Origin of the sequence: Pseudomonas sp. NFX1 (assembly GCF_051123555.1) — a bacterium.
Lineage (GTDB): Bacteria > Pseudomonadota > Gammaproteobacteria > Pseudomonadales > Pseudomonadaceae > Aquipseudomonas > Aquipseudomonas capeferrum.
In genome coordinates this window covers 4791572-4810380 of the sequence record NZ_CP169366.1, presented here as the reverse complement: position 1 = coordinate 4810380, position 18809 = coordinate 4791572, and the positions used below count along the sequence as shown (strand labels likewise).

General features: G+C 63.6%; 16 protein-coding genes. 7 read left to right on the top strand and 9 right to left on the bottom strand.

Annotation, left to right across the window (positions count from 1 at the left end; all coding sequences use genetic code 11):
* The first annotated feature begins 113 nt into the window (after positions 1–113).
* Positions 114–1508: a 2-oxoadipate dioxygenase/decarboxylase HglS gene (gene hglS, locus DJ563_RS21665; RefSeq protein ID WP_434518316.1), complete on the top strand. Its 1395-nt coding sequence runs from the start codon at positions 114–116 to the stop codon at positions 1506–1508.
* 3 nt (positions 1509–1511) lie between these two features.
* Here hglS and DJ563_RS21660 read toward each other — a convergent pair whose 3' ends face one another.
* Positions 1512–2465, bottom strand: a complete 954-nt coding sequence (locus DJ563_RS21660; protein WP_434518315.1) for a LysR substrate-binding domain-containing protein — start codon at positions 2463–2465, stop codon at positions 1512–1514.
* 157 nt (positions 2466–2622) lie between these two features.
* Here DJ563_RS21660 and DJ563_RS21655 point away from each other — a divergent pair, with 157 nt between their 5' ends.
* The gene (locus DJ563_RS21655; RefSeq protein ID WP_274099357.1) at positions 2623–4011 is read left to right on the top strand and encodes a NorM family multidrug efflux MATE transporter; all 1389 of its coding nucleotides are present in this window, start codon (positions 2623–2625) and stop codon (positions 4009–4011) included.
* A 34-nt stretch (positions 4012–4045) separates the two neighbouring features.
* Here the strand turns inward: DJ563_RS21655 and DJ563_RS21650 are convergent, their stop codons facing one another.
* Complete coding sequence (locus tag DJ563_RS21650) at positions 4046–5710, bottom strand: putative bifunctional diguanylate cyclase/phosphodiesterase (RefSeq protein WP_274099358.1); 1665 nt, start codon at positions 5708–5710, stop codon at positions 4046–4048.
* A gap of 285 nt (positions 5711–5995) precedes the next feature.
* Between DJ563_RS21650 and rep the strand changes: the two genes are divergently transcribed.
* Both rep and DJ563_RS21640 read left to right on the top strand, forming a co-directional pair.
* The gene (gene rep / locus DJ563_RS21645; protein WP_434518314.1) at positions 5996–8005 is read left to right on the top strand and encodes a DNA helicase Rep; all 2010 of its coding nucleotides are present in this window, start codon (positions 5996–5998) and stop codon (positions 8003–8005) included.
* A gap of 65 nt (positions 8006–8070) precedes the next feature.
* Positions 8071–8643 carry a xanthine phosphoribosyltransferase gene (locus DJ563_RS21640; RefSeq protein ID WP_033702269.1) on the top strand — a complete coding sequence of 191 codons (573 nt, stop codon included), beginning with the start codon at positions 8071–8073 and terminating at the stop codon, positions 8641–8643.
* A 94-nt stretch (positions 8644–8737) separates the two neighbouring features.
* Here DJ563_RS21640 and DJ563_RS21635 read toward each other — a convergent pair whose 3' ends face one another.
* The 5 genes from DJ563_RS21635 to dadA all read right to left on the bottom strand — a co-directional run bounded on the left by DJ563_RS21635 (position 8738) and on the right by dadA (position 14420).
* Positions 8738–10597, bottom strand: coding sequence for an acetyl-CoA hydrolase/transferase C-terminal domain-containing protein (locus DJ563_RS21635; protein ID WP_434518313.1), 1860 nt, complete (start codon positions 10595–10597; stop codon positions 8738–8740).
* 127 nt (positions 10598–10724) lie between these two features.
* On the bottom strand, positions 10725–11129 hold the full coding sequence (locus DJ563_RS21630) for a c-type cytochrome (RefSeq protein ID WP_047582592.1): 405 nt from the start codon (positions 11127–11129) through the stop codon (positions 10725–10727).
* Positions 11130–11283: 154 nt separating this feature from the next.
* Entirely contained in the window at positions 11284–11832 is a 549-nt protein-coding gene (locus tag DJ563_RS21625; RefSeq protein ID WP_033702273.1) for a cupin domain-containing protein, read from the bottom strand.
* A gap of 124 nt (positions 11833–11956) precedes the next feature.
* Positions 11957–13030 (bottom strand): alanine racemase, encoded by a 1074-nt coding sequence (gene alr / locus DJ563_RS21620; protein WP_186663730.1) that lies wholly within the window; start codon positions 13028–13030, stop codon positions 11957–11959.
* Positions 13031–13118: 88 nt separating this feature from the next.
* Positions 13119–14420 (bottom strand): D-amino acid dehydrogenase, encoded by a 1302-nt coding sequence (gene dadA / locus DJ563_RS21615; RefSeq protein WP_033702277.1) that lies wholly within the window; start codon positions 14418–14420, stop codon positions 13119–13121.
* 155 nt (positions 14421–14575) lie between these two features.
* Between dadA and dadR the strand changes: the two genes are divergently transcribed.
* A complete protein-coding gene (gene dadR, locus DJ563_RS21610) occupies positions 14576–15064 on the top strand; it encodes a transcriptional regulator DadR (protein WP_003258963.1) in 489 nt (162 codons plus the stop codon).
* Between the two features lie 2 nt (positions 15065–15066).
* On the opposite strand, the gene DJ563_RS21605 is transcribed toward dadR, so the two are convergent.
* Positions 15067–15420, bottom strand: a complete 354-nt coding sequence (locus DJ563_RS21605; RefSeq protein WP_434518312.1) for a YkgJ family cysteine cluster protein — start codon at positions 15418–15420, stop codon at positions 15067–15069.
* A 162-nt stretch (positions 15421–15582) separates the two neighbouring features.
* Here DJ563_RS21605 and DJ563_RS21600 point away from each other — a divergent pair, with 162 nt between their 5' ends.
* Positions 15583–16875 (top strand): NAD(P)/FAD-dependent oxidoreductase, encoded by a 1293-nt coding sequence (locus DJ563_RS21600; protein WP_274099362.1) that lies wholly within the window; start codon positions 15583–15585, stop codon positions 16873–16875.
* Between the two features lie 92 nt (positions 16876–16967).
* Here the strand turns inward: DJ563_RS21600 and DJ563_RS21595 are convergent, their stop codons facing one another.
* A complete protein-coding gene (locus tag DJ563_RS21595; protein ID WP_434518311.1) occupies positions 16968–17198 on the bottom strand; it encodes a DUF1127 domain-containing protein in 231 nt (76 codons plus the stop codon).
* 178 nt (positions 17199–17376) lie between these two features.
* Between DJ563_RS21595 and DJ563_RS21590 the strand changes: the two genes are divergently transcribed.
* Entirely contained in the window at positions 17377–18807 is a 1431-nt protein-coding gene (locus tag DJ563_RS21590; protein ID WP_162525053.1) for a PLP-dependent aminotransferase family protein, read from the top strand.
* The last annotated feature ends 2 nt before the right edge of the window (positions 18808–18809 follow it).

Sequence of the window (18809 nt, the reverse complement as noted above, 5' to 3'; positions counted from 1 at the left end):
TGCGGCCCTTAGGTCGATCAAAAAAGGAATGACACACCCACTTTTTTTCGCTTGTGAGCCATGTGCATTCCCAGCTTTCATGTAAGCGTCCGAACCTAACCAGGAAGCTAGCGATGCCCGCCCACGATTTCGTCAGCCCAGACAGCATCCGCGCGCAGTTCTCTGCCGCCATGTCGCTCATGTACAAACAGGAAGTGCCGCTGTATGGCACGTTGCTGGAGCTGGTGAGCGAAATCAACCAGCAGGTCATGGCCCAGCAACCCAAAGTGGCCGAAGCGCTGCGCTGGACCGGCGAAATCGAACGCCTGGACCAGGAGCGCCACGGTGCCATCCGTGTCGGCACCGCCGAAGAGCTGGCCACCATCGCCAAACTGTTCGCGGTGATGGGCATGGAGCCCGTCGGCTACTACGACCTCAGCTCGGCGGGCGTACCGGTGCATTCCACGGCATTTCGCGCCGTGCACGAGCAATCGCTGCATGTCAGCCCGTTCCGCGTGTTCACCTCGCTGCTGCGCCTGGAACTGATCGACAACCCACAGCTGCGTGAGCTGGCGCAGGGCATCCTGGCCAAACGCGAGATCTTCACCCCGCGCGTGCTTGAACTGATCGAGCAGTGCGAACGTGACGGCGGCCTGAGTGCTGCCGACGCCGAAGCCTTCGTGCAGGAAGCGTTGCACACCTTCCGCTGGCACCACGACGCCACGGTAACCGCCGAGCAGTACCAGCAACTGCACGACCAGCACCGTTTGATCGCCGATGTGGTGGCCTTCAAAGGCCCGCACATCAACCACCTCACCCCGCGCACCCTGGACATCGACGCGATCCAGGTCGGCATGCCGGCCAAGGGCATCCCGCCAAAAGCCGTGGTCGAAGGCCCGCCCACCCGTCGTCACCCGATCCTGCTGCGCCAGACCAGCTTCAAGGCACTGCAGGAAAAGGTCGCCTTCTGCGACCAGCAAGGCAGCGAGGGCAGCCACACCGCACGTTTCGGCGAGATCGAACAGCGCGGTGCGGCGCTGACGCCGAAGGGCCGCCAGCTTTACGACAAGTTGCTCGATGCCACCCGTGCGGCCTTGGGCGGTGCCCCCGCCGAAGCCAATGCCGAGCGCTACAAGGCGCTGTTGAGCCAGACCTTCGCGGAATTCCCGGATGACCTGGCGCAGATGCGCGAGCAAGGCCTGGCGTACTTCCGTTACTTCGCCACCGAAAAAGGCCTGGCCGCACGCGATCAGCGCGAGCGCCCGACCACCCTGCAGGGGCTGATCGAGGCAGGGCATGTGCACTTCGAGGCGCTGGTGTATGAAGACTTCCTGCCGGTAAGCGCGGCAGGGATCTTCCAGTCCAACCTGGGCGATGATGCGCAGGCAGACTACGGCAGCAACGCTAACCGTGAGGCCTTCGAGGCCGCACTGGGGCTGAAGGTGCAGGATGAACTGGCCTTGTATGCGCAAAGCGAGCGCCGCTCGTTGCAGGCCTGTGCGCAGGCCTTGAACCTGGGCTCGATGTAAGGCTCAGGGGCGTATTGGGTCGCGCTGCGGCCCAATCGCCGGCAGGATTTCCACCTTCGGCAGGTCCATGGCTGCCACCTCGTCGTGCAGAAACGCGCTCAACCGCCGCAGCCGCTCGCCGCCCGGCCGGGTACGCGGCCACACCAGGTAGTAGTCCATGCCGCTGGGTACCGCCGTCGGCCAGGGCAGGCTCAGGCGCTTCTGCGCCACATCCTCGGCCACCATCAGCAAGTCGCCCATGGATATGCCATAACCACGCGCCGCCGCGATCATGCCCAACTCCAGGGTGTCGAACACTTGGCCGCCCTTGAGCGAGACCTTGTCGCCAAGCCCCATGCGCTGCAGCCACTCTCGCCAGTCGCGCTTGTCCACCGTCGGGTGCAACAGCTCGAAACAGGCCAGCCGATGCTCGTCCCACGGTGCTTCGTCGAGCAGGTCCGGTGCGCCCACCGGGATCAGCAGTTCGGGAAACAACCGGCGCACCTCCCAATGTGCCGGGAACACGCCATCGCTGAGCAACACCGCGCAATCGAAAGGCTCCTGGTTGAAATCGACATGGTCGACTTCCATCCAGGCACTGGTCAGTTGCACTTCGTTGCCCGGCTGCAGGTGACGAAAGCGGCTCAGGCGCGCCAGCAACCAGCGCATGGTCAGGGTAGAGGGCGCTTTCATGCGCAGGATGTCATCTTCACCGCGCAAGGTATCGCACGCCCGCTCCAGCGCAGCGAAGCCTTCGCGCACGCCGGGCAGCAACACCCTTGCCGCTTCGGTCAGTTGCAGGCTGCGGCCGCTGCGCACGAACAGGCGGCAGGCGAAGTGCTGCTCAAGGGTGCGTATATGACGGCTGACAGCACTCTGGGTAATGGACAGCTCTTCGCCGGCGCGGGTGAAGGAGCTCAGCCGGGCAGCGGCTTCGAATGCGCGCAAGGCATACAACGGAGGGAGCTGACGAGACATGAGGCACCTGCCATACGGGGCTGTGAAACCGATCGACCGCAGCATATACCCATGAGTCAGACTCATGCCAATGATCGCTTTTATCCTTTTGTGCAAAGTTGACCAAAGCCTCAGACTCGCCCCTTGTTTACAAAAATCAGGAAGAAGGACTACTCACATGCATGTAGCGCCCACCACCGAACTCAAGGCTTTGCTGCGCCTGGCCGGGCCGCTGATCGCCTCGCAGTTGGCGCACATGCTGATGGTGCTGACCGACACCCTGATGATGGCCCGCATCAGCCCACAAGCACTGGCCGGCGGTGGCCTGGGCGCTGCCAGCTACTCGTTCGTGTCGATTTTCTGCCTGGGCGTGATCGCCGCTGTCGGCACGCTGGTGGCCATCCGCAAGGGCGCCAACGACATCGAAGGCGTCACCCGCCTGGCCCAGAACGGCTTGTGGCTGGCCTGGGGCCTGGCGCTGGTCGCGGCGCTGGCGCTGTGGAACCTGGAGCCGGTATTGCTGATGTTCGGCCAGCAGCCGGACAACGTCGCCTCGGCAGCCGAGTTTCTCACCCTGCTGCCGCTGGCCCTGCCCAGCTACCTGACCTTCATGGCCTTGCGCGGGTTCACCAGCGCCCTCGGCCGCTCGACGCCGGTAATGGTCATCAGCGTGATTGGCACGGTGCTCAACTACCTGCTCAACGTCGCAATGATCGAAGGCATGTTCGGCCTGCCCAAGCTGGGCCTGATGGGCATCGGCCTGGTCACTGCGGTGGTGTCGATGGGCATGGCCATTGCCCTGGCGCTGTACATCCGCTGGCATTCGGCCTATGCCGCCTACCCGCTGCGCAAGGGCCTGTCGCGCCCTTCGCTGCCGGCCCTGCGCGAGTTGTGGCGGTTGGGCCTGCCGATTGGCGGCACGTACATGGTCGAGGTCGGCCTGTTCGCCTTTGCCGCGCTGTGCATGGGCGTGCTCGGCAGCACGGAACTGGCGGCGCATCAGATCGCGCTGCAGATCGTTTCGACGGCGTTCATGGTGCCCACCGGGCTGTCCTATGCCGTGACCATGCGCGTGGGCTTGTACTACGGCGGCGGCAACCTGCTCGCCGCCCGCAGCGCAGGCCGGGTGGGCATCGGTTTCGGGGGGATGATCATGTTCGCCTTCGCCGCGCTGTTCTGGCTGTTGCCGGATGCCTTGGTGGGGTTGTTCATCGACCGCAACGACCCGGCGTTCGCGGCCATCTACCACTTGGCCGTGCAACTGGTGATGGTGGCGGCGTGGTTTGAACTGTTCGATGGCATGCAGACCATCGCCATGGGCTCGATCCGTGGTTTGAAGGATGCCAAGACCACCTTCCTGATCGGGCTGTGCTGCTACTGGCTGGTGGGCGCACCCAGCGCCTGGCTGTTCGCCTTCAACCTGGGTGGCGGCGCGGTCGGGATCTGGTGGGGGCTGGCGCTGGGGCTGGCCTGCGCGGCAGTGGCGCTGACCTTTGGCTTTGAATGGCGGATGAAGCGGTTGCTGCGCAAGGCTGGGGCTGGCAGCAAGGCAGCGGTGACGGTCTGAATACCCGGGGGGCGCTTTGCCCTCCCCGGCTATTTCACACGCTGACCAGGTGCGGCTTGCCACTTTCCTGCAAAAACGCCATCAACTCCCCTACCGGCAGCGGCTTGCTGACCAGAAACCCCTGCACCTGGTCACAGCCGAACTCACGCAGCAAGGCCATCTGTGCCTCGCTCTCGACCCCCTCGGCCACCACTTCAAGGTTGAGGTTGTGCGCCAGGTTGATCATTGCGTGCACCAGCTTGCGGTTCTCTTCGCGCATTTCCATTTCGGCAACAAAACTGCGATCGACCTTGAGCAACGCGATCGGCAGGCTGTTCAGGTGCACGAACGACGAGAACCCCGTGCCGAAATCATCCAGGGAAAACCGCACGCCCAGGCGCCCCAGGGCATCCATGGTCTGGCGTACCAGCTCGTTGCGGCGCATGACCGCCGTCTCGGTCAGCTCGAACTCCAGCCAGCGGGCATCGACCCCGTGTTCGATGATCAACCGGCTCAGGGTCGTCAGTAGCTGGCTGTCCTGAAACTGGCGAAAGCTCAGGTTCACCGCCATGTGCAGCGGCGCCAGGCCATGCTCGCACAGCGCCTGCATGTCACGCAGCGCGCGCGATATCACCCAGTAGCCCAGCGGCACGATCAGCCCGCTCTGCTCGGCCAGCGGCACGAACTCGCTGGGCGGCAACAGGCCGCGTTCGGCATGGCGCCAGCGCACCAACGCCTCCAGGCCGACGATACGCCCATCGGCCAGGTTCAGCCGTGGCTGGTAGTGCAGCTCCAGCTCGTCCCGGCGCAGGGCCCGGCGCAGCTCGCTTTCCAGGTCGGCAAGGCTGCGGGCGTTGCGGTTGATGCGTTCATTGAAGACATGAAAGGTACAGCCTTGGCTGCCCTTGGCCTGGCGCATGGCGATGTGCGCATGCCACATCAGGGGGTCGGCACCGCTCTGCGCGCGAGCATGCGCCAGGCCCAGGCTGCAGCCGAGCAGCAGGCTTTCGCCGTCGATCCAGTAGGGCTCGGCCAAGGCCTCGATGATGCGTTCGGCCATCCACTCGGCCCGATTCGGGTCACGGCGGGTATCGATCAGCAGGGCAAATTCGTCGCTGCCCAGGCGCGCCACCAGGTCACCGGCCTCCAGCTGCTGCTTGAGCCGCACCACCACCTGCAGGATAAGGCGGTCTCCGCTCTGGTGGCCGAGGGCGTCGTTGACGTGGCGGAAGTTGTCCAGGTCAAGGTGGCCGAGGGCCAGGCCACGGCCATCACCTTCTGCCAGGCGCGCCGTCAGCAAGGCCTGAAACCCCTGGCGGTTGGCGATGCCGGTCAGTGGGTCCTGCTCGGCCAGGCGTTGCAAGGTGGCCACCAGCACGCCGCGCTCGCGCACATGGCGCAGCGAGCGGCGCAAGGCATCAGCATTGAGATGGTCGCGCACCAGCCAGTCGCTGACCCCGCCGGGCGCTACCTCCGGCTCGTGATCGAGCAGCACGATGGTGGGCAGTTCACAGCGCCCAGGGGCAGGCTGCAAGGCCGGTGTGGCCAGGATCACGGCCTGGCGGTCATGGCTGAACAGGCTGTCGACCGACTCCCAGTCAGGTGCGGTCAACAACACTGCGCTGCCGCCAAGGGCCTGCACGCACTCACGCAACAGCACGGCCCATTCCGGCTCATCAGCCAACAGCAGCAAACGCAGAGGTTCGACAGGCGTGGACAAGCGGGCTCCTTAGGGCTTGGACGGGGCAGCGGCAGAGGCCAGGTATGCTACTGCATTAATGAAAATGATTTCCATTTTTAGCCATGTACACCCCGACGCATTTCGTCGTGCATCCTGCGCGAAACCAGGCCAACCGGCAAATACGATTTTTTCAATGAATAGCATGAGCCTGACTAATGCTTATGCGCAGACAAAAGTCTGACTCAGACGTCAGACGGTCGCGCCATAACCGGCCCATGCCTGTTAGAATGCGCGGCTATTTTCTGGCGACCCCCGGTTTCTAGCATGTCCCGACTCAATCCCCGGCAACAGGAAGCCCGAGACTACGTTGGCGGCCCTCTTTTGGTGCTCGCCGGTGCAGGTTCCGGCAAGACCAGCGTGATCACGCGCAAGATTGCCCACCTCATCCAGAACTGCGGCATCCGTGCCCAGTACATCGTGGCGATGACCTTCACCAACAAGGCCGCGCGCGAGATGAAAGAGCGGGTCGCCACCCTGCTGCGGCCGGGGGAAGGCCGCGGCCTGACCGTGTGCACCTTCCACAACCTGGGCTTGAACATCATCCGCAAGGAGCATGAGCGCCTGGGCTACAAGCCTGGTTTTTCGATCTTTGACGAGTCCGACATCAAGGCGCTGCTGTCGGACATCATGCAGAAAGAGTATTCCGGCGACGACGGCATCGACGAGATCAAGAACATGATCGGTGCCTGGAAGAACGACCTGATCCTCCCCCCCGAGGCCCTGGAAAAGGCTCGCAACCCGCGCGAGCAGACCGCCGCCATCGTCTATACCCACTACCAGCGCACGCTCAAGGCGTTCAATGCGGTGGACTTCGACGACCTGATCCTGCAGCCGGTCAAGCTCTTCCAGGAACACCCCGAGGTGCTGGAGCGCTGGCAGAACCGCGTGCGCTACCTGCTGGTCGACGAATACCAGGACACCAACGCCAGCCAGTACCTGCTGGTGAAAATGCTGATCGGCATGCGCAACCAGTTCACCGTGGTCGGCGACGACGACCAGTCGATCTACGCCTGGCGCGGCGCGCGGCCCGAGAACCTGATGCTGCTCAAGGAGGACTACCCCTCCCTTAAAATCGTCATGCTGGAGCAGAACTACCGCTCCACCAGCCGCATCCTGCGCTGCGCCAACGTGCTGATCGCCAACAACCCGCACGCGTTCGAAAAGCAGCTGTGGAGCGAGATGGGCGTGGGCGACGAGATCCGCGTGATCCGTTGCAAGAACGAGGAAGCCGAGGCCGAACGTGTGGCCATGGAAATCCTCACCCTGCACCTGCGCACCAACCGCCCGTACAGCGACTTCGCCATCCTCTACCGCGGCAACTACCAGGCCAAGCTGATCGAACTCAAGCTGCAGCACCACCAGGTGCCGTATCGCCTGTCTGGCGGCAATAGTTTCTTCGGCCGCCAGGAGGTCAAGGACCTCATGGCCTACCTGCGCTTGCTGGTGAACCCCGACGACGACAACGCCTACCTGCGGGTCATCAACGTGCCGCGCCGGGAAATCGGCTCCACGACCCTGGAAAAGCTCGGTAACTATTCGACCGAACGCGGTATCTCGATGTACGCCGCCAGCGAGGAGCTGGGCCTGGGCGAGCACCTGGACGCCCGTTACACCGAGCGCCTGCAGCGCTTCAAGCACTGGCTGGACGGGGTGCGCCACAAGGTGGCGCTGGACGACCCGATCGCCGCGCTGCACGAAATGATCCGCGACATCGACTACGAGAACTGGATCCGCCAGCAAACCGCCAGCGACAAGGCGGCGGAGTTCCGTATCAGCAACGTCTGGTTCCTGGTCGAAGCGCTGAAAAACACCCTCGAAAAGGATGAAGAGGGTGACATGACCATCGAGGACGCCATCGGCAAGCTGGTGCTGCGCGACATGCTCGAGCGCCAGCAGGAAGAGGAAGAAAACGCCGAAGGCGTGCAGATGATGACCCTGCATGCCTCCAAGGGCCTGGAATTCCCTTACGTGTTCATCATGGGCATGGAAGAAGAGATCCTCCCGCACCGCTCCAGCATCGAAGCCGACACCATCGAAGAAGAACGCCGCCTGGCCTACGTGGGCATCACCCGCGCGCGCCAGACCCTGGCCTTCACCTTTGCGGCCAAGCGCAAGCAGTACGGCGAAATCATCGACTGCACACCGAGCCGGTTCCTCGACGAACTGCCGCCGGACGACCTGGCCTGGGAAGGCCTGGACGATGCGCCAGTCGAAGTCAAAGCTGCGCGTGGCAACAACGCACTGGCCGATATTCGGGCGATGCTCAAACGCTGATCAACCCTTACTCTTTAACCGTTGCCGCTGTTGCGGCCACCTTTGCTACATCGAGGAAAACCACAGTGGAAGCACTGCATCAGAAGATTCGCGAAGAAGGCATCGTGCTTTCCGATCAGGTTCTCAAAGTCGACGCGTTTCTCAACCACCAGATCGACCCTGCGCTGATGCAGTTGATCGGTGACGAGTTCGCCCGCCTGTTCGCCGACGCCGGCGTGACCAAGATCGTCACCATCGAAGCCTCGGGCATTGCCCCGGCAGTGATGACGGGCCTGAAGCTGGGCGTGCCGGTGATCTTTGCGCGCAAGCACCAGTCGCTGACCCTGACCGAGAACCTGCTGACTGCCTCGGTGTACTCCTTCACCAAGCAGACCGAGAACACCGTGGCCATCTCGCCGCGTCATCTCAACAGCAGCGACCGCGTGCTGGTGATCGATGACTTCCTGGCCAACGGCAAGGCGTCGCAGGCACTGATCTCGATCATCAAGCAAGCTGGCGCCACGGTGGCCGGGCTGGGTATCGTCATCGAGAAGTCGTTCCAGGGCGGCCGTGCCGAGCTGGACAGCCAGGGCTACCGCGTTGAATCGCTGGCGCGGGTGAAGTCGCTGGCAGGTGGTGTGGTCAGCTTCATCGAGTGATCGCCGTTGGGGCCGCTCCTATAGGTGAAGCAGATCGCGCGAGCCTGCAGGAGCGGCCTTGCGTCGCGAAAGGGCCGCTCTGCGGCCCCGACAATTATCGGGTCGCCGCCAAACCCGCCAGCAATAACCGCTGATAGATTTCTTCCTTCAGCCCTTGGGGTTCCCCCAACCCCATGCGCGCCAACTGCGCCGCATACCCCTCCGGCCCCGGCGCATCCAGCGCTGCCTTGCCCAGCCCCAGTACCTCGCTCAACCTGAACTTGCTCTTCAGCCAGTTCAACGCCCGCAGCAAGTCACGCTCTTCGGCCGTGAAATCGGTGCCCAGCGGATACTCCGGAAACAGCCCTGCATGGCGCGCCCGGATGGCCTCAAGGCGCTCTGGCGTGTTGTCGGTAAAGCGTGCTTCCAGCTGGAAATCCCTGGCCAACTTGCCGGCCTTCTTGGCCTGTTCGATCAGCTCGCCCTGGAACCTCGAATCACTGACCGCCAACAACCGCGCAATCACTTCACTGTCGGTCTGCCCGCGCAGGTCGGCGATGCCGTACTCGGTCACCACGATATCGCGCAGGTGCCTGGGGATGGTGCAGTGGCCGTAGGCCCACAGCAGGTTCGAGCTGACCTCGCCCGCCGCCTCGCGCCAGCTACGTAACAGCAGTATCGATCGCCCGCCCTCCAGCGCGTGGCCTTGGGCGACGAAGTTGTACTGCCCGCCCACGCCGCTGAGCACACGGCCATCCTCCAGCTGATCGGCCACCCCCGCGCCCAGCAGGGTCATGGTGAATACCGTATTGATGAACCGCGCATCCCGGCGCTGGCGGCGCTTCAGTTCTTCCTGGCCATACAGCTCATTGATGAAACTGATACGCGTCATGGCAAACCGTGCGCGCTGCTCCAGCGGCATGTCCCGCAAGCGTTGGTAGAACGCCCGTGGGCCGAGGAAAAACCCGCCATGCACCAATACGCCCTGCTCGTCTGCCGGGCGCCGCACCACGCCCGCCTCCGCCAGCGCCAGCAGGCCGTTGACGAACATTTCGCTGCATCCGTAGAGGCCTTGGGCGAAGGCATCCAGCCCCCCTTCGCGCTGGATCAGGGTTTGCCATGGGCCAACATCCAGTTCATCCATCAATGCCCGATAGCCCGCATTGTCGCCCTGGCGCGCCAACAGCGCAGCGGCCACGGCATCGCCCATGGCGCCGATGCCTATCTGCAACGTGCCGCCATCACGCACCAGGGTGCTGGCGTGCAGGCCGATGCAATGGTCCTGGGTGGTGACCGGCATGTTCGGCGTGGAGAACAGCCGGCGTTGCTCCACCTCATCGATCAGCAGGTCGAATGCGTCGATGCTCAGCTCCGAGTCACCCGGCATGTAGGGCAGCTCGGCATGCACCTGGCCAAGCATGAGTATGGTTTCACCGGCCGCGCGGCGCTTGGCGATCATCGGCAGCAGGTCGAGGGTGATGTCGGGGTTACAGGCCAAGCTCAGGTGCACGGGCTTTTCTGGGGTGGCGGCCACCATCTGGGCAATCAGGTTAAGGCCCTTGGCGTTGATGTCACGGGCGGCGTGGCTGTAGTTGCTGCTGACGTAGTCCTGCTGGGCGCTCTCGCTGTGCAGCAGGCTGCCGGGCTGCATGAAGAACTGCTCGACGCGGATGTTCGGCGGCAGTTGGTCGTTGCGCAGGTCGGCGAGGTAGGTGAGGTCTTCGTAATCGGCGAACACACGCTCGATGAAGGGTTCGAGGAAGCGCCGCTGCAGGCCGTCGCCCAAGGGTGGACGGCCAAGGGACAAGGCCGTGTAGATCGTCAACTGGCGCTCGGGCAGTTCGCGCACTCGGGCGTACAGCGCATTGACGAAGGCGTTGGGTTTGCCAAGGCCCAGCGGCAGGCCCATGTGAATGTGGGCCGGCAGGCGCGACAGCGCCTGGTCGACTGCCTGATCGATGGAGCAGAGGTGCATCTTGGCCTCCTGAGTCTTCCATGGGGTCAGGGGTTGGACACGGCGTTCAGCGGGTTGGTTGCCGGCACTGGCTGCACATATACAAAGCCCGCCATCAAAGGCGGGCTTCATGCAATTGAGCGGCTACTTACAACCCCGACATCTTCTTGATCGCACCCATCAGGTCATCATCCGAGCAATCGGCACAGGTGCCTTTCGGCGGCATGGCATTGATACCGGTAATGGCCTTGGCCAGGATGCCATCCAGGCCGCCCTGGTGGTCGGCACGTTCCTTCCACGCGGCGGTATCGCCGATTTTCGGCGCGCCCAGCAAGCCGGTGCCATGGCAGGCATTGCAATGCTTGGCGATGATGTCGTCCGGCGTCTTGGCAGCGCCGCCAGCCGCCGCAGTGGCCACCTCCATGCCCTTGCACTCCTGGCCCTGGACGCACACCTGGCCCACCGGTTCTAGGCGCTTGGCGATGTCGTCATTGGTTGCAGCGGTTGCGCTCATTGCCCAGAGGGCGAATACGGCTGCTGGTACGGCCAGCATCTTCTTGATTTGGTTCACGCGTACACCCTCATGGTGGCTAATCACGCTCGCGGCCACGGATCGGCGAGCGTTGAAAAGTATAGCGGGAACCCAGAGGCCGTGAAACGACCCCACACAGGAAAGGGGTATTGCCGAAACAATGCACTGCGCTGGATCAAAAGTTTGAAGGCGTCGCGGCGCTGATCAACCGGGCAGGTTCCTTGAAAGGGTTGCGAAAGCGGTGCGGGCGGGTGCTTTCGAAGTAGTAGCTGTCGCCCTCTTCGAGGATGAAAATCTCGTTGCCGACCACCAGCTCAAGCCGGCCTTCAAGCAGGATGCCGGTCTCTTCACCGTCGTGGGTAAGCATCTCGGCGCCGGTGTCGGCACCCGGTGGGTAGACCTCGGTGAGAAACGCAATGGCGCGGTTGGGGTGCGACTTGCCCACCAGCTTCATGGTCACAGCACCGTCCGAGATATCGATCAGCTCATGGGCCTTGTAGACGACCTGCGTAGGGCTCTCGGCGGCCAGTTCGACCGAAAAGAACTCGACCATGGACATCGGAATGCCACTCAGCACCTTGCGCAGCGAACTGATCGAAGGGCTGACGCTGTTTTTCTCGATCATCGAGATGGTGCTGTTGGTGACACCCGCGCGCTTGGCGAGCTCACGTTGTGACAGGCCCTTGAGCTTGCGGATGGCTTGCAGTCGTTCGCCGACGTCCAAAGCTGGAGCCTCCTGAAACGGGTAGAGAGGGGGGGTGAATGTGAACGATATCATGGCAATGCCGTTCAGTATTTACAACACACCACCCTGCAACCTGTCCGCTTCAGCGTCTTATTCGTCGCACTTACTCACCACAGTAGTCCCTCGGCACCCGCTTGAGGTTGCAGAAAATCTGGTACGGAATGGTGCCGGCATGGGCAGCCACCTCGCTGGCCAGCACCTGCTTGCCCCACAGCTCCACCGGGCTGCCCACGGTAGCCTCGGGCACATCGGTCAGGTCGATGCACAGCATGTCCATCGACACCCGGCCAATCAGCTGGCTGCGCTTGCCCGCGACCATCACCGGGGTGCCATTGGGCGCCTGGCGTGGGTAGCCATCGGCATAGCCCATGGCGACCACGCCGACACGGGTCGGCCGCGTGCCGATGAACTTGGCTCCATAGCCCACCGGCTCGCCGGCCGGCAGCTCGCGCACGCTGATGACCCGCGATTGCAGGGTCATTACCGGTTGCAGGCGTTCAGCCTCGGCCTGGGCCACTTCGAAAGGTGTGGCGCCATACAGCATGAGGCCCGGGCGCACCCAGTCGCCGCCTGCCTGTGGCCACGCCAGTACCCCAGGCGAGTTGCGCAAGCTGCACTCGGCGGCCAGCCCCTGGCGCGCGGCCTCGAACACCGCGATCTGCTCGGCGGTGGCGTCCGCGTCCAGTTCGTCGGCACGGGCGAAGTGGCTCATCAATACGATGCGCAGGACGCTGCCAGTAGCCAGCAGGCGCTGATACGCCTCGTGATAATCCTTGGGGTGCAGGCCGACACGGTGCATGCCGCTGTCGAGCTTCAGCCAGACGGTCAGCGGCTTGTGCACCTGGGTCTTTTCGATTGCTTCGAGCTGCCACAGCGAATGCACCACGCACCACAGGTCGTGCTCGGCGATCAGGGCGAGTTCGCTGGCCTCGAAGAAGCCTTCGAGCAACAGCACTGGGGCCTTGATGCCAGCTGCGCGCAGCTCCAGCGCTTCTTCGATGCAGGCCACGGCAAAGCCATCGGCTTCGGCCTCCAGTGCCAGGGCGCAACGCACCGCGCCGTGGCCGTAGGCATCGGCCTTGATCACGGCAAGGGCTTTGGCGCCGGTCAGTTCACGGGCAAGGCGGTAGTTGTGGCGCAGGGCCTGGAGGTCGATCAGGGCGCGGGCGGGACGCATGGCGGCATGCCTTATGGTGGTTCAGTTTAATAACGGTGTTTGCCTCTTCGCGGGTAACCCCGCGAAGAGGCCAGCGCAGGCCTTCAAATCATTGATGCACGGGCGCGGTCTGGCCTTGCTTGGTGGCTTCCCGGCTGTTGCCATACCGGGAAATATCCAGGCCTTCGGCACTGATCTGCGGCTTCTTGCGCGCAATCAGGTCTGCCAACAGGCGACCAGAGCCGCACGCCATGGTCCAGCCCAAGGTCCCGTGACCGGTGTTCAGGAACAGGTTACGGAACGCAGTGGCACCCACGATCGGCGTACCGTCCGGGGTCGCCGGGCGCAGGCCGGTCCAGAAACTGGCTTGGCTCAGGTCACCGCCGCGAGGATAAAGGTCGTTGACGATCATCTCCAGCGTTTCGCGTCGACGCGGGTTCAGCGACAGGTCAAAACCGGCGATCTCAGCCATGCCGCCGACGCGGATGCGGTTGTCGAAACGGGTGATGGCGACCTTGTAGGTTTCATCGAGAATGGTCGAGGTCGGCGCCATGTCGGCGTTTGTGATCGGCACCGTCAGCGAGTAACCCTTGAGCGGGTAGACCGGCGCCTTGATGCCCAGCGGCTTGAGCATCTGCGGCGAGTAGCTGCCCAGGGCCAGCACGTAGCGGTCGGCAGTTTCCAGCTTGCCGTCGATCCACACGCCATTGATGCGGTCGCCGGCGAAGTCCAGGCGCTGGATGTCCTGGCCGAAGCGGAACTCCACACCCAGCTTCAGCGCCATGTCGGCAAGCTTGGTGGTGAACAGCTGGCAGTCGCCGGTCTGGTCGTTGGGCAGGCGCAGGGCACCGGCCAGGATGTCTTTTACCCCGGCCAGGGCCGGTTCGACGCGGGCGATGCCATCGCGGTCGAGCAGTTCATAAGGCACACCGGACTGCTCGAGCACGGCGATGTCCTTGGCGGCGGCATCGACCTGCGCCTGGGTGCGGAACAACTGGGTGGTGCCCAGGGTGCGGGCTTCATAAGCGATGCCGGTTTCGGCGCGCAGCTCGTCGAGGCAATCACGGCTGTACTCGGACAGACGCACCATGCGCTCCTTGTTCACCGCATAACGGCTGGCGGTGCAGTTGCGCAGCATCTGTGCCATCCACAGGTACTGGTCAACGTCGCCGGTCAGCTTGATGGCCAGGGGCGCGTGGCGTTCGAGCAACCACTTGATGGCCTTGAGCGGTACACCCGGGGCGGCCCAGGGCGAGGCATAGCCGGGCGAGATCTGGCCTGCGTTGGCGAAGCTGGTTTCCATGGCCACCGCCGGCTGGCGGTCGACCACCGTCACTTCGTAACCTTGCCGGGCCAGATAATAGGCACTGGCGGTTCCGATCACACCGCTACCAAGTACCAGAACTCGCATTGTTGATCCCTCGCACGCGGCGCACCGCTGTCTTTTGTTGAAATGGCATGGATGCGCGCAGTATAAAAATTACAGACCAGTGCAATTCACTATATAAAAGCCTATATTTGGCGAGAATTCTCGGCAATATTGCCTTTCACGGAGGGGCATCCCCTATGAGAACCCAGCACCAGAGCAAGCGTGAACTGGACAAGATCGACCGCAACATACTGCGGATCCTGCAGAATGACGGGCGTATTTCCTTCACCGAACTGGGCGAGAAAGTTGGGCTTTCCACCACCCCGTGCACCGAGCGCGTCCGCCGCCTGGAACGCGAGGGCATCATCATGGGCTACAACGCCCGGCTCAATCCGCAGCACCTGAAGGGCAGCTTGCTGGTGTTCGTCGAAATCAGCCTGGACTACAAGTCTGGCGACACCTTCGAGGAGTTTCGGCGTGCGGTGCTCAAGCTGCCCCATGTGCTGGAGTGCCACCTGGTTTCGGGCGATTTCGACTACCTGGTAAAGGCGCGTATTTCGGAGATGGCGTCGTACCGCAAGCTGCTGGGCGACATCCTGCTGAAGCTGCCGCACGTGCGCGAGTCGAAGAGCTACATCGTGATGGAAGAGGTGAAGGAGAGCCTCTGCCTGCCGATTCCGGACTGACGCTAGACCAGCACCTGGCGGGTGGTGGCAATGAACTGATGAACGAGCTGCTCGGCCTCGGGCTCGATCATCTGCTCCGGGCCACGGCCGCGCGGGCAGGCCATGCGTGGGGTGGTGCCGAACAGGCGGCAGATCATCGGGCGCTCTTCATACACTGTGCAGCCGTTGGCGCCCAAGTGCACGCAGTCCAGGTGCTGCAGCGCAGCGGCTTGCTCGGCCCCGGTCTTGCGCGGCAGGCGGGCCATTTCTTCGGCCGAGGTGGTGACCGGGCCGCAGCAGTCGTGGCAGCCGGGCTCGCACTCGAAAGAAGGGATGAGTTCACGCAGGAAGTGGATCTTGTGGCGGTTGCAGGACATGGCGGGTACAGGGCAAGAAGGTGGGGTGAATTATAGGCCCATTGCACCGGCCCTGTGGGTGCAGCTTTAACCGCGAACGCGGACGCGGCTCTCGCCTTGTTGCCCACCTTCCGACCCCGGCTTATCCTCCCTCCTTCTGCCCAAAAGCCCAGGACCTGCCCCATGATCCATAGCGCGCAGCACGCCGCTTCCTATTACGCCGCCAGCAGCGCGCCACACGCCGATCATGCCTTCCTGCAAGGCGAGCACAGCGCCGACGTGTGCATCATTGGCGGTGGCTATTCAGGCATTAACACCGCCATCGAACTGGCTGAACGTGGCCTCTCGGTGATTCTGCTGGAAGCCTGCAAGCTCGGCTGGGGCGCCAGCGGGCGCAACGGCGGGCAATTGATCCGCGGTGTCGGCCATGGCCTGGAGCAGTTCCTCCCGGTGATCGGCGAGGAAGGCGTGCGCAGCATGAAGCTGATGGGCCTGGAGGCCGTGGAGATCGTCCGCGAGCGGGTCGAGCGCCACAACATCGCCTGCGACCTGACCTGGGGCTATTGCGACCTGGCCAACAAACCTGGCGAGCTGCAAGGCTTTGCCGAAGAAGCCGAAGCATTGCGCAGCCTGGGGTATCGCCACGAACTGCGTCTGGTGGCGAAAGACGATATCCACAGCGTGGTCGGCTCCGACCGCTATGTGGGCGGCCTGATCGACATGGGCTCGGGCCACCTGCACCCGCTCAACCTGGCCCTCGGCGAAGCGGCCGTGGCCAGCCGCCTTGGCGTGCGGCTGTTCGAGCAGTCAGAGGTCACGCGCATCGAGTACGGCCCCGAAGTCAAGGTACACACCGCTCAAGGCAGGGTCCGTGCGAAGACGTTGGTACTGTGCTGCAACGCCTACCACAACGGCCTCAACCGCGAGCTGGGCGGCAAGGTGCTGCCCGCCGGCAGCTACATCATCGCCACCGAGCCCCTGGGCGACGCGCGTGCCCGCGCGCTGCTGCCGCAGAACATGGCCGTGTGCGACCAGCGCGTGGCGCTGGATTACTACCGGCTGTCTGCCGACCAGCGGCTGCTGTTCGGCGGTGCCTGCCACTATTCCGGCCGCGACCCGCAAGACATTGCCGCCTACATGCGGCCAAAGATGCTCAAAGTATTCCCGCAGTTGGCCGATGTGCGCATCGAATTCCAATGGGGCGGCATGATTGGCATCGGGGCCAACCGCCTACCACAGATCGGGCGTTTGGCCAGCCAGCCGAACGTCTACTACGCCCAGGCCTATTCCGGCCATGGGCTCAACGCCACCCACCTGGCCGGGCGCCTGCTTGGCGAGGCCATCAGCGGCCAGCAGAGCGGGCGCTTCGACCTGTTCGCCAAGGTGCCGCACATCACCTTCCCCGGCGGCAAGCACCTGCGCTCGCCACTGCTGGCATTGGGGATGCTCTGGCACCGGCTCAAGGAATTGGTTTAGGTGATGTGAGGCGGAGCATGCCTTGAGGGTGATAGTGGCGCGCAAATCGAGCGCCGCCATCACCCTCAAGCCATGCACCTCGTAGCCCTCAATCAATCCCTCCAAAATGGCTTACGCCCCTCTTCTCGGGCCTGCTCCCAGCTCAGCCCGACATCGCGCAATTCATCATCGGTCAGTTGCAACAAGGCCCTGCGGGTGTGCCAGCGGTGCAGCATCAGCCCCCAACGGCCCAGGCCTGCCGGCGCGTTGAAGACCTTGGCGTACTGCCCGGTTTCCAGCTCCTTGGCCATCAGTTGCAAGCGCACATCGCTCATGCCACCCATCGCTGCGTTCTCCCGATCAGTTGATACCGTGAAGCAAGCATGCGCGCCGGCACTGATGACAATACAGATCCAATAGCGGCTTATTATTCCCATACAGAATTGGCGAATCGACGGGTGAATGCTGTATTTTCAGCGCAACTGTACTGGTCGCTGCAGCTCAGCGGCGCTGGAGTATGCCGTGACGCTTTACCTCAACCTCGCCGAGTTGCTCGGCGCCCGTATCGAACAGGGCTTGTATCGCCCTGGTCAGCGCCTGCCCTCGGTGCGTGCCCTGAGCGTGGAGCACGGGGTCAGCCTGAGCACCGTGCAACAGGCCTACCGCATGCTCGAAGACAGCGGCATGGTCTCGCCGCGGCCCAAATCCGGCTATTTCGTCAGCGAAGGCCGCCACCTCCCTGCCCTGCCCGCCGTCAGCCGCCCAGCCCAGCGCCCCGTGGACATCTCCCAGTGGGAGCAGGTGCTGGAACTGGTCCGCAGCACCCCACGCCAGGACGTGATGCAACTGGGGCGCGGCATGCCCGACATCAACAGCCCGACCCTCAAGCCGCTGCTGCGCAGCCTCGCCCAGCTGAGCCGGCGCCAGGACATGCCCGGCCTCTATTACGACAACATCCATGGCAACCTGGCCCTGCGCGAGCAGATCGCCCGCCTGACGCTGGACTCCGGCTGCCGCCTGAGCCCGGCGGACCTGGTGGTGACCACCGGCTGCCATGAGGCGCTGTCCTGCAGCATTCGCGCCGTGTGCGAGCCAGGCGACATCGTCGCGGTCGACTCGCCCAGCTTCCATGGCGCCATGCAAACCCTCAAGGGCCTGGGCATGAAGGCGCTGGAGATCCCCACCGACCCGGTCACCGGCATCAGCCTCGAAGCACTGGAACTGGCCCTGGAGCAGTGGCCGATCAAGCTCATCCAGATCACCCCGAGCTGCAACAACCCATTGGGTTACATCATGCCCGAGGCGCGCAAGAAGGCCTTGCTCAGCCTGGCCCAGCGCTATGACGTGGCCATTCTCGAAGACGATGTGTACGGCGACCTGGCCTACACCTACCCGCGCCCGCGCACCCTCAAGTCGTTCGACGACGACGGCCGTGTATTGCTGTGCAGTTCGTTCTCCAAGACCTTGGCACCCGGCCTGCGCATCGGCTGGGTAGCGCCGGGGCGTTACCTGGAGCGGGTGCTGCACATGAAGTACATCAGCACCGGCAGCACCGCCAGCCAGCCCCAACTGGCCATCGCCGACTTCATCAAAGCCGGCCATTACCAGCCTCACGTGCGGCGCATGCGCAGCCAGTACCAACGCAGCCGCGACCTGATGAGCGACTGGGTGACCCGTTACTTCCCGCCGGGCACGCGTGTCAGCCGGCCCCAGGGTGGCTTCATGCTGTGGGTCGAACTGCCTGAACATTTCGACACGCTGCGGCTGAACCGCGCTTTACTGGAGCAAGGTGTACAGATCGCCGTGGGCAGCATTTTCTCTGCCTCGGGCAAGTTCCGTCACTGCTTGCGCATGAACTTCGCGGCCCTGCCTACGCCGTCAATCGAGGCCGCCGTGCGCAAAGTGGGTGAAACCGCCCTTCGTCTACTGGATCAGGACGACGCCTGCGCGTAACT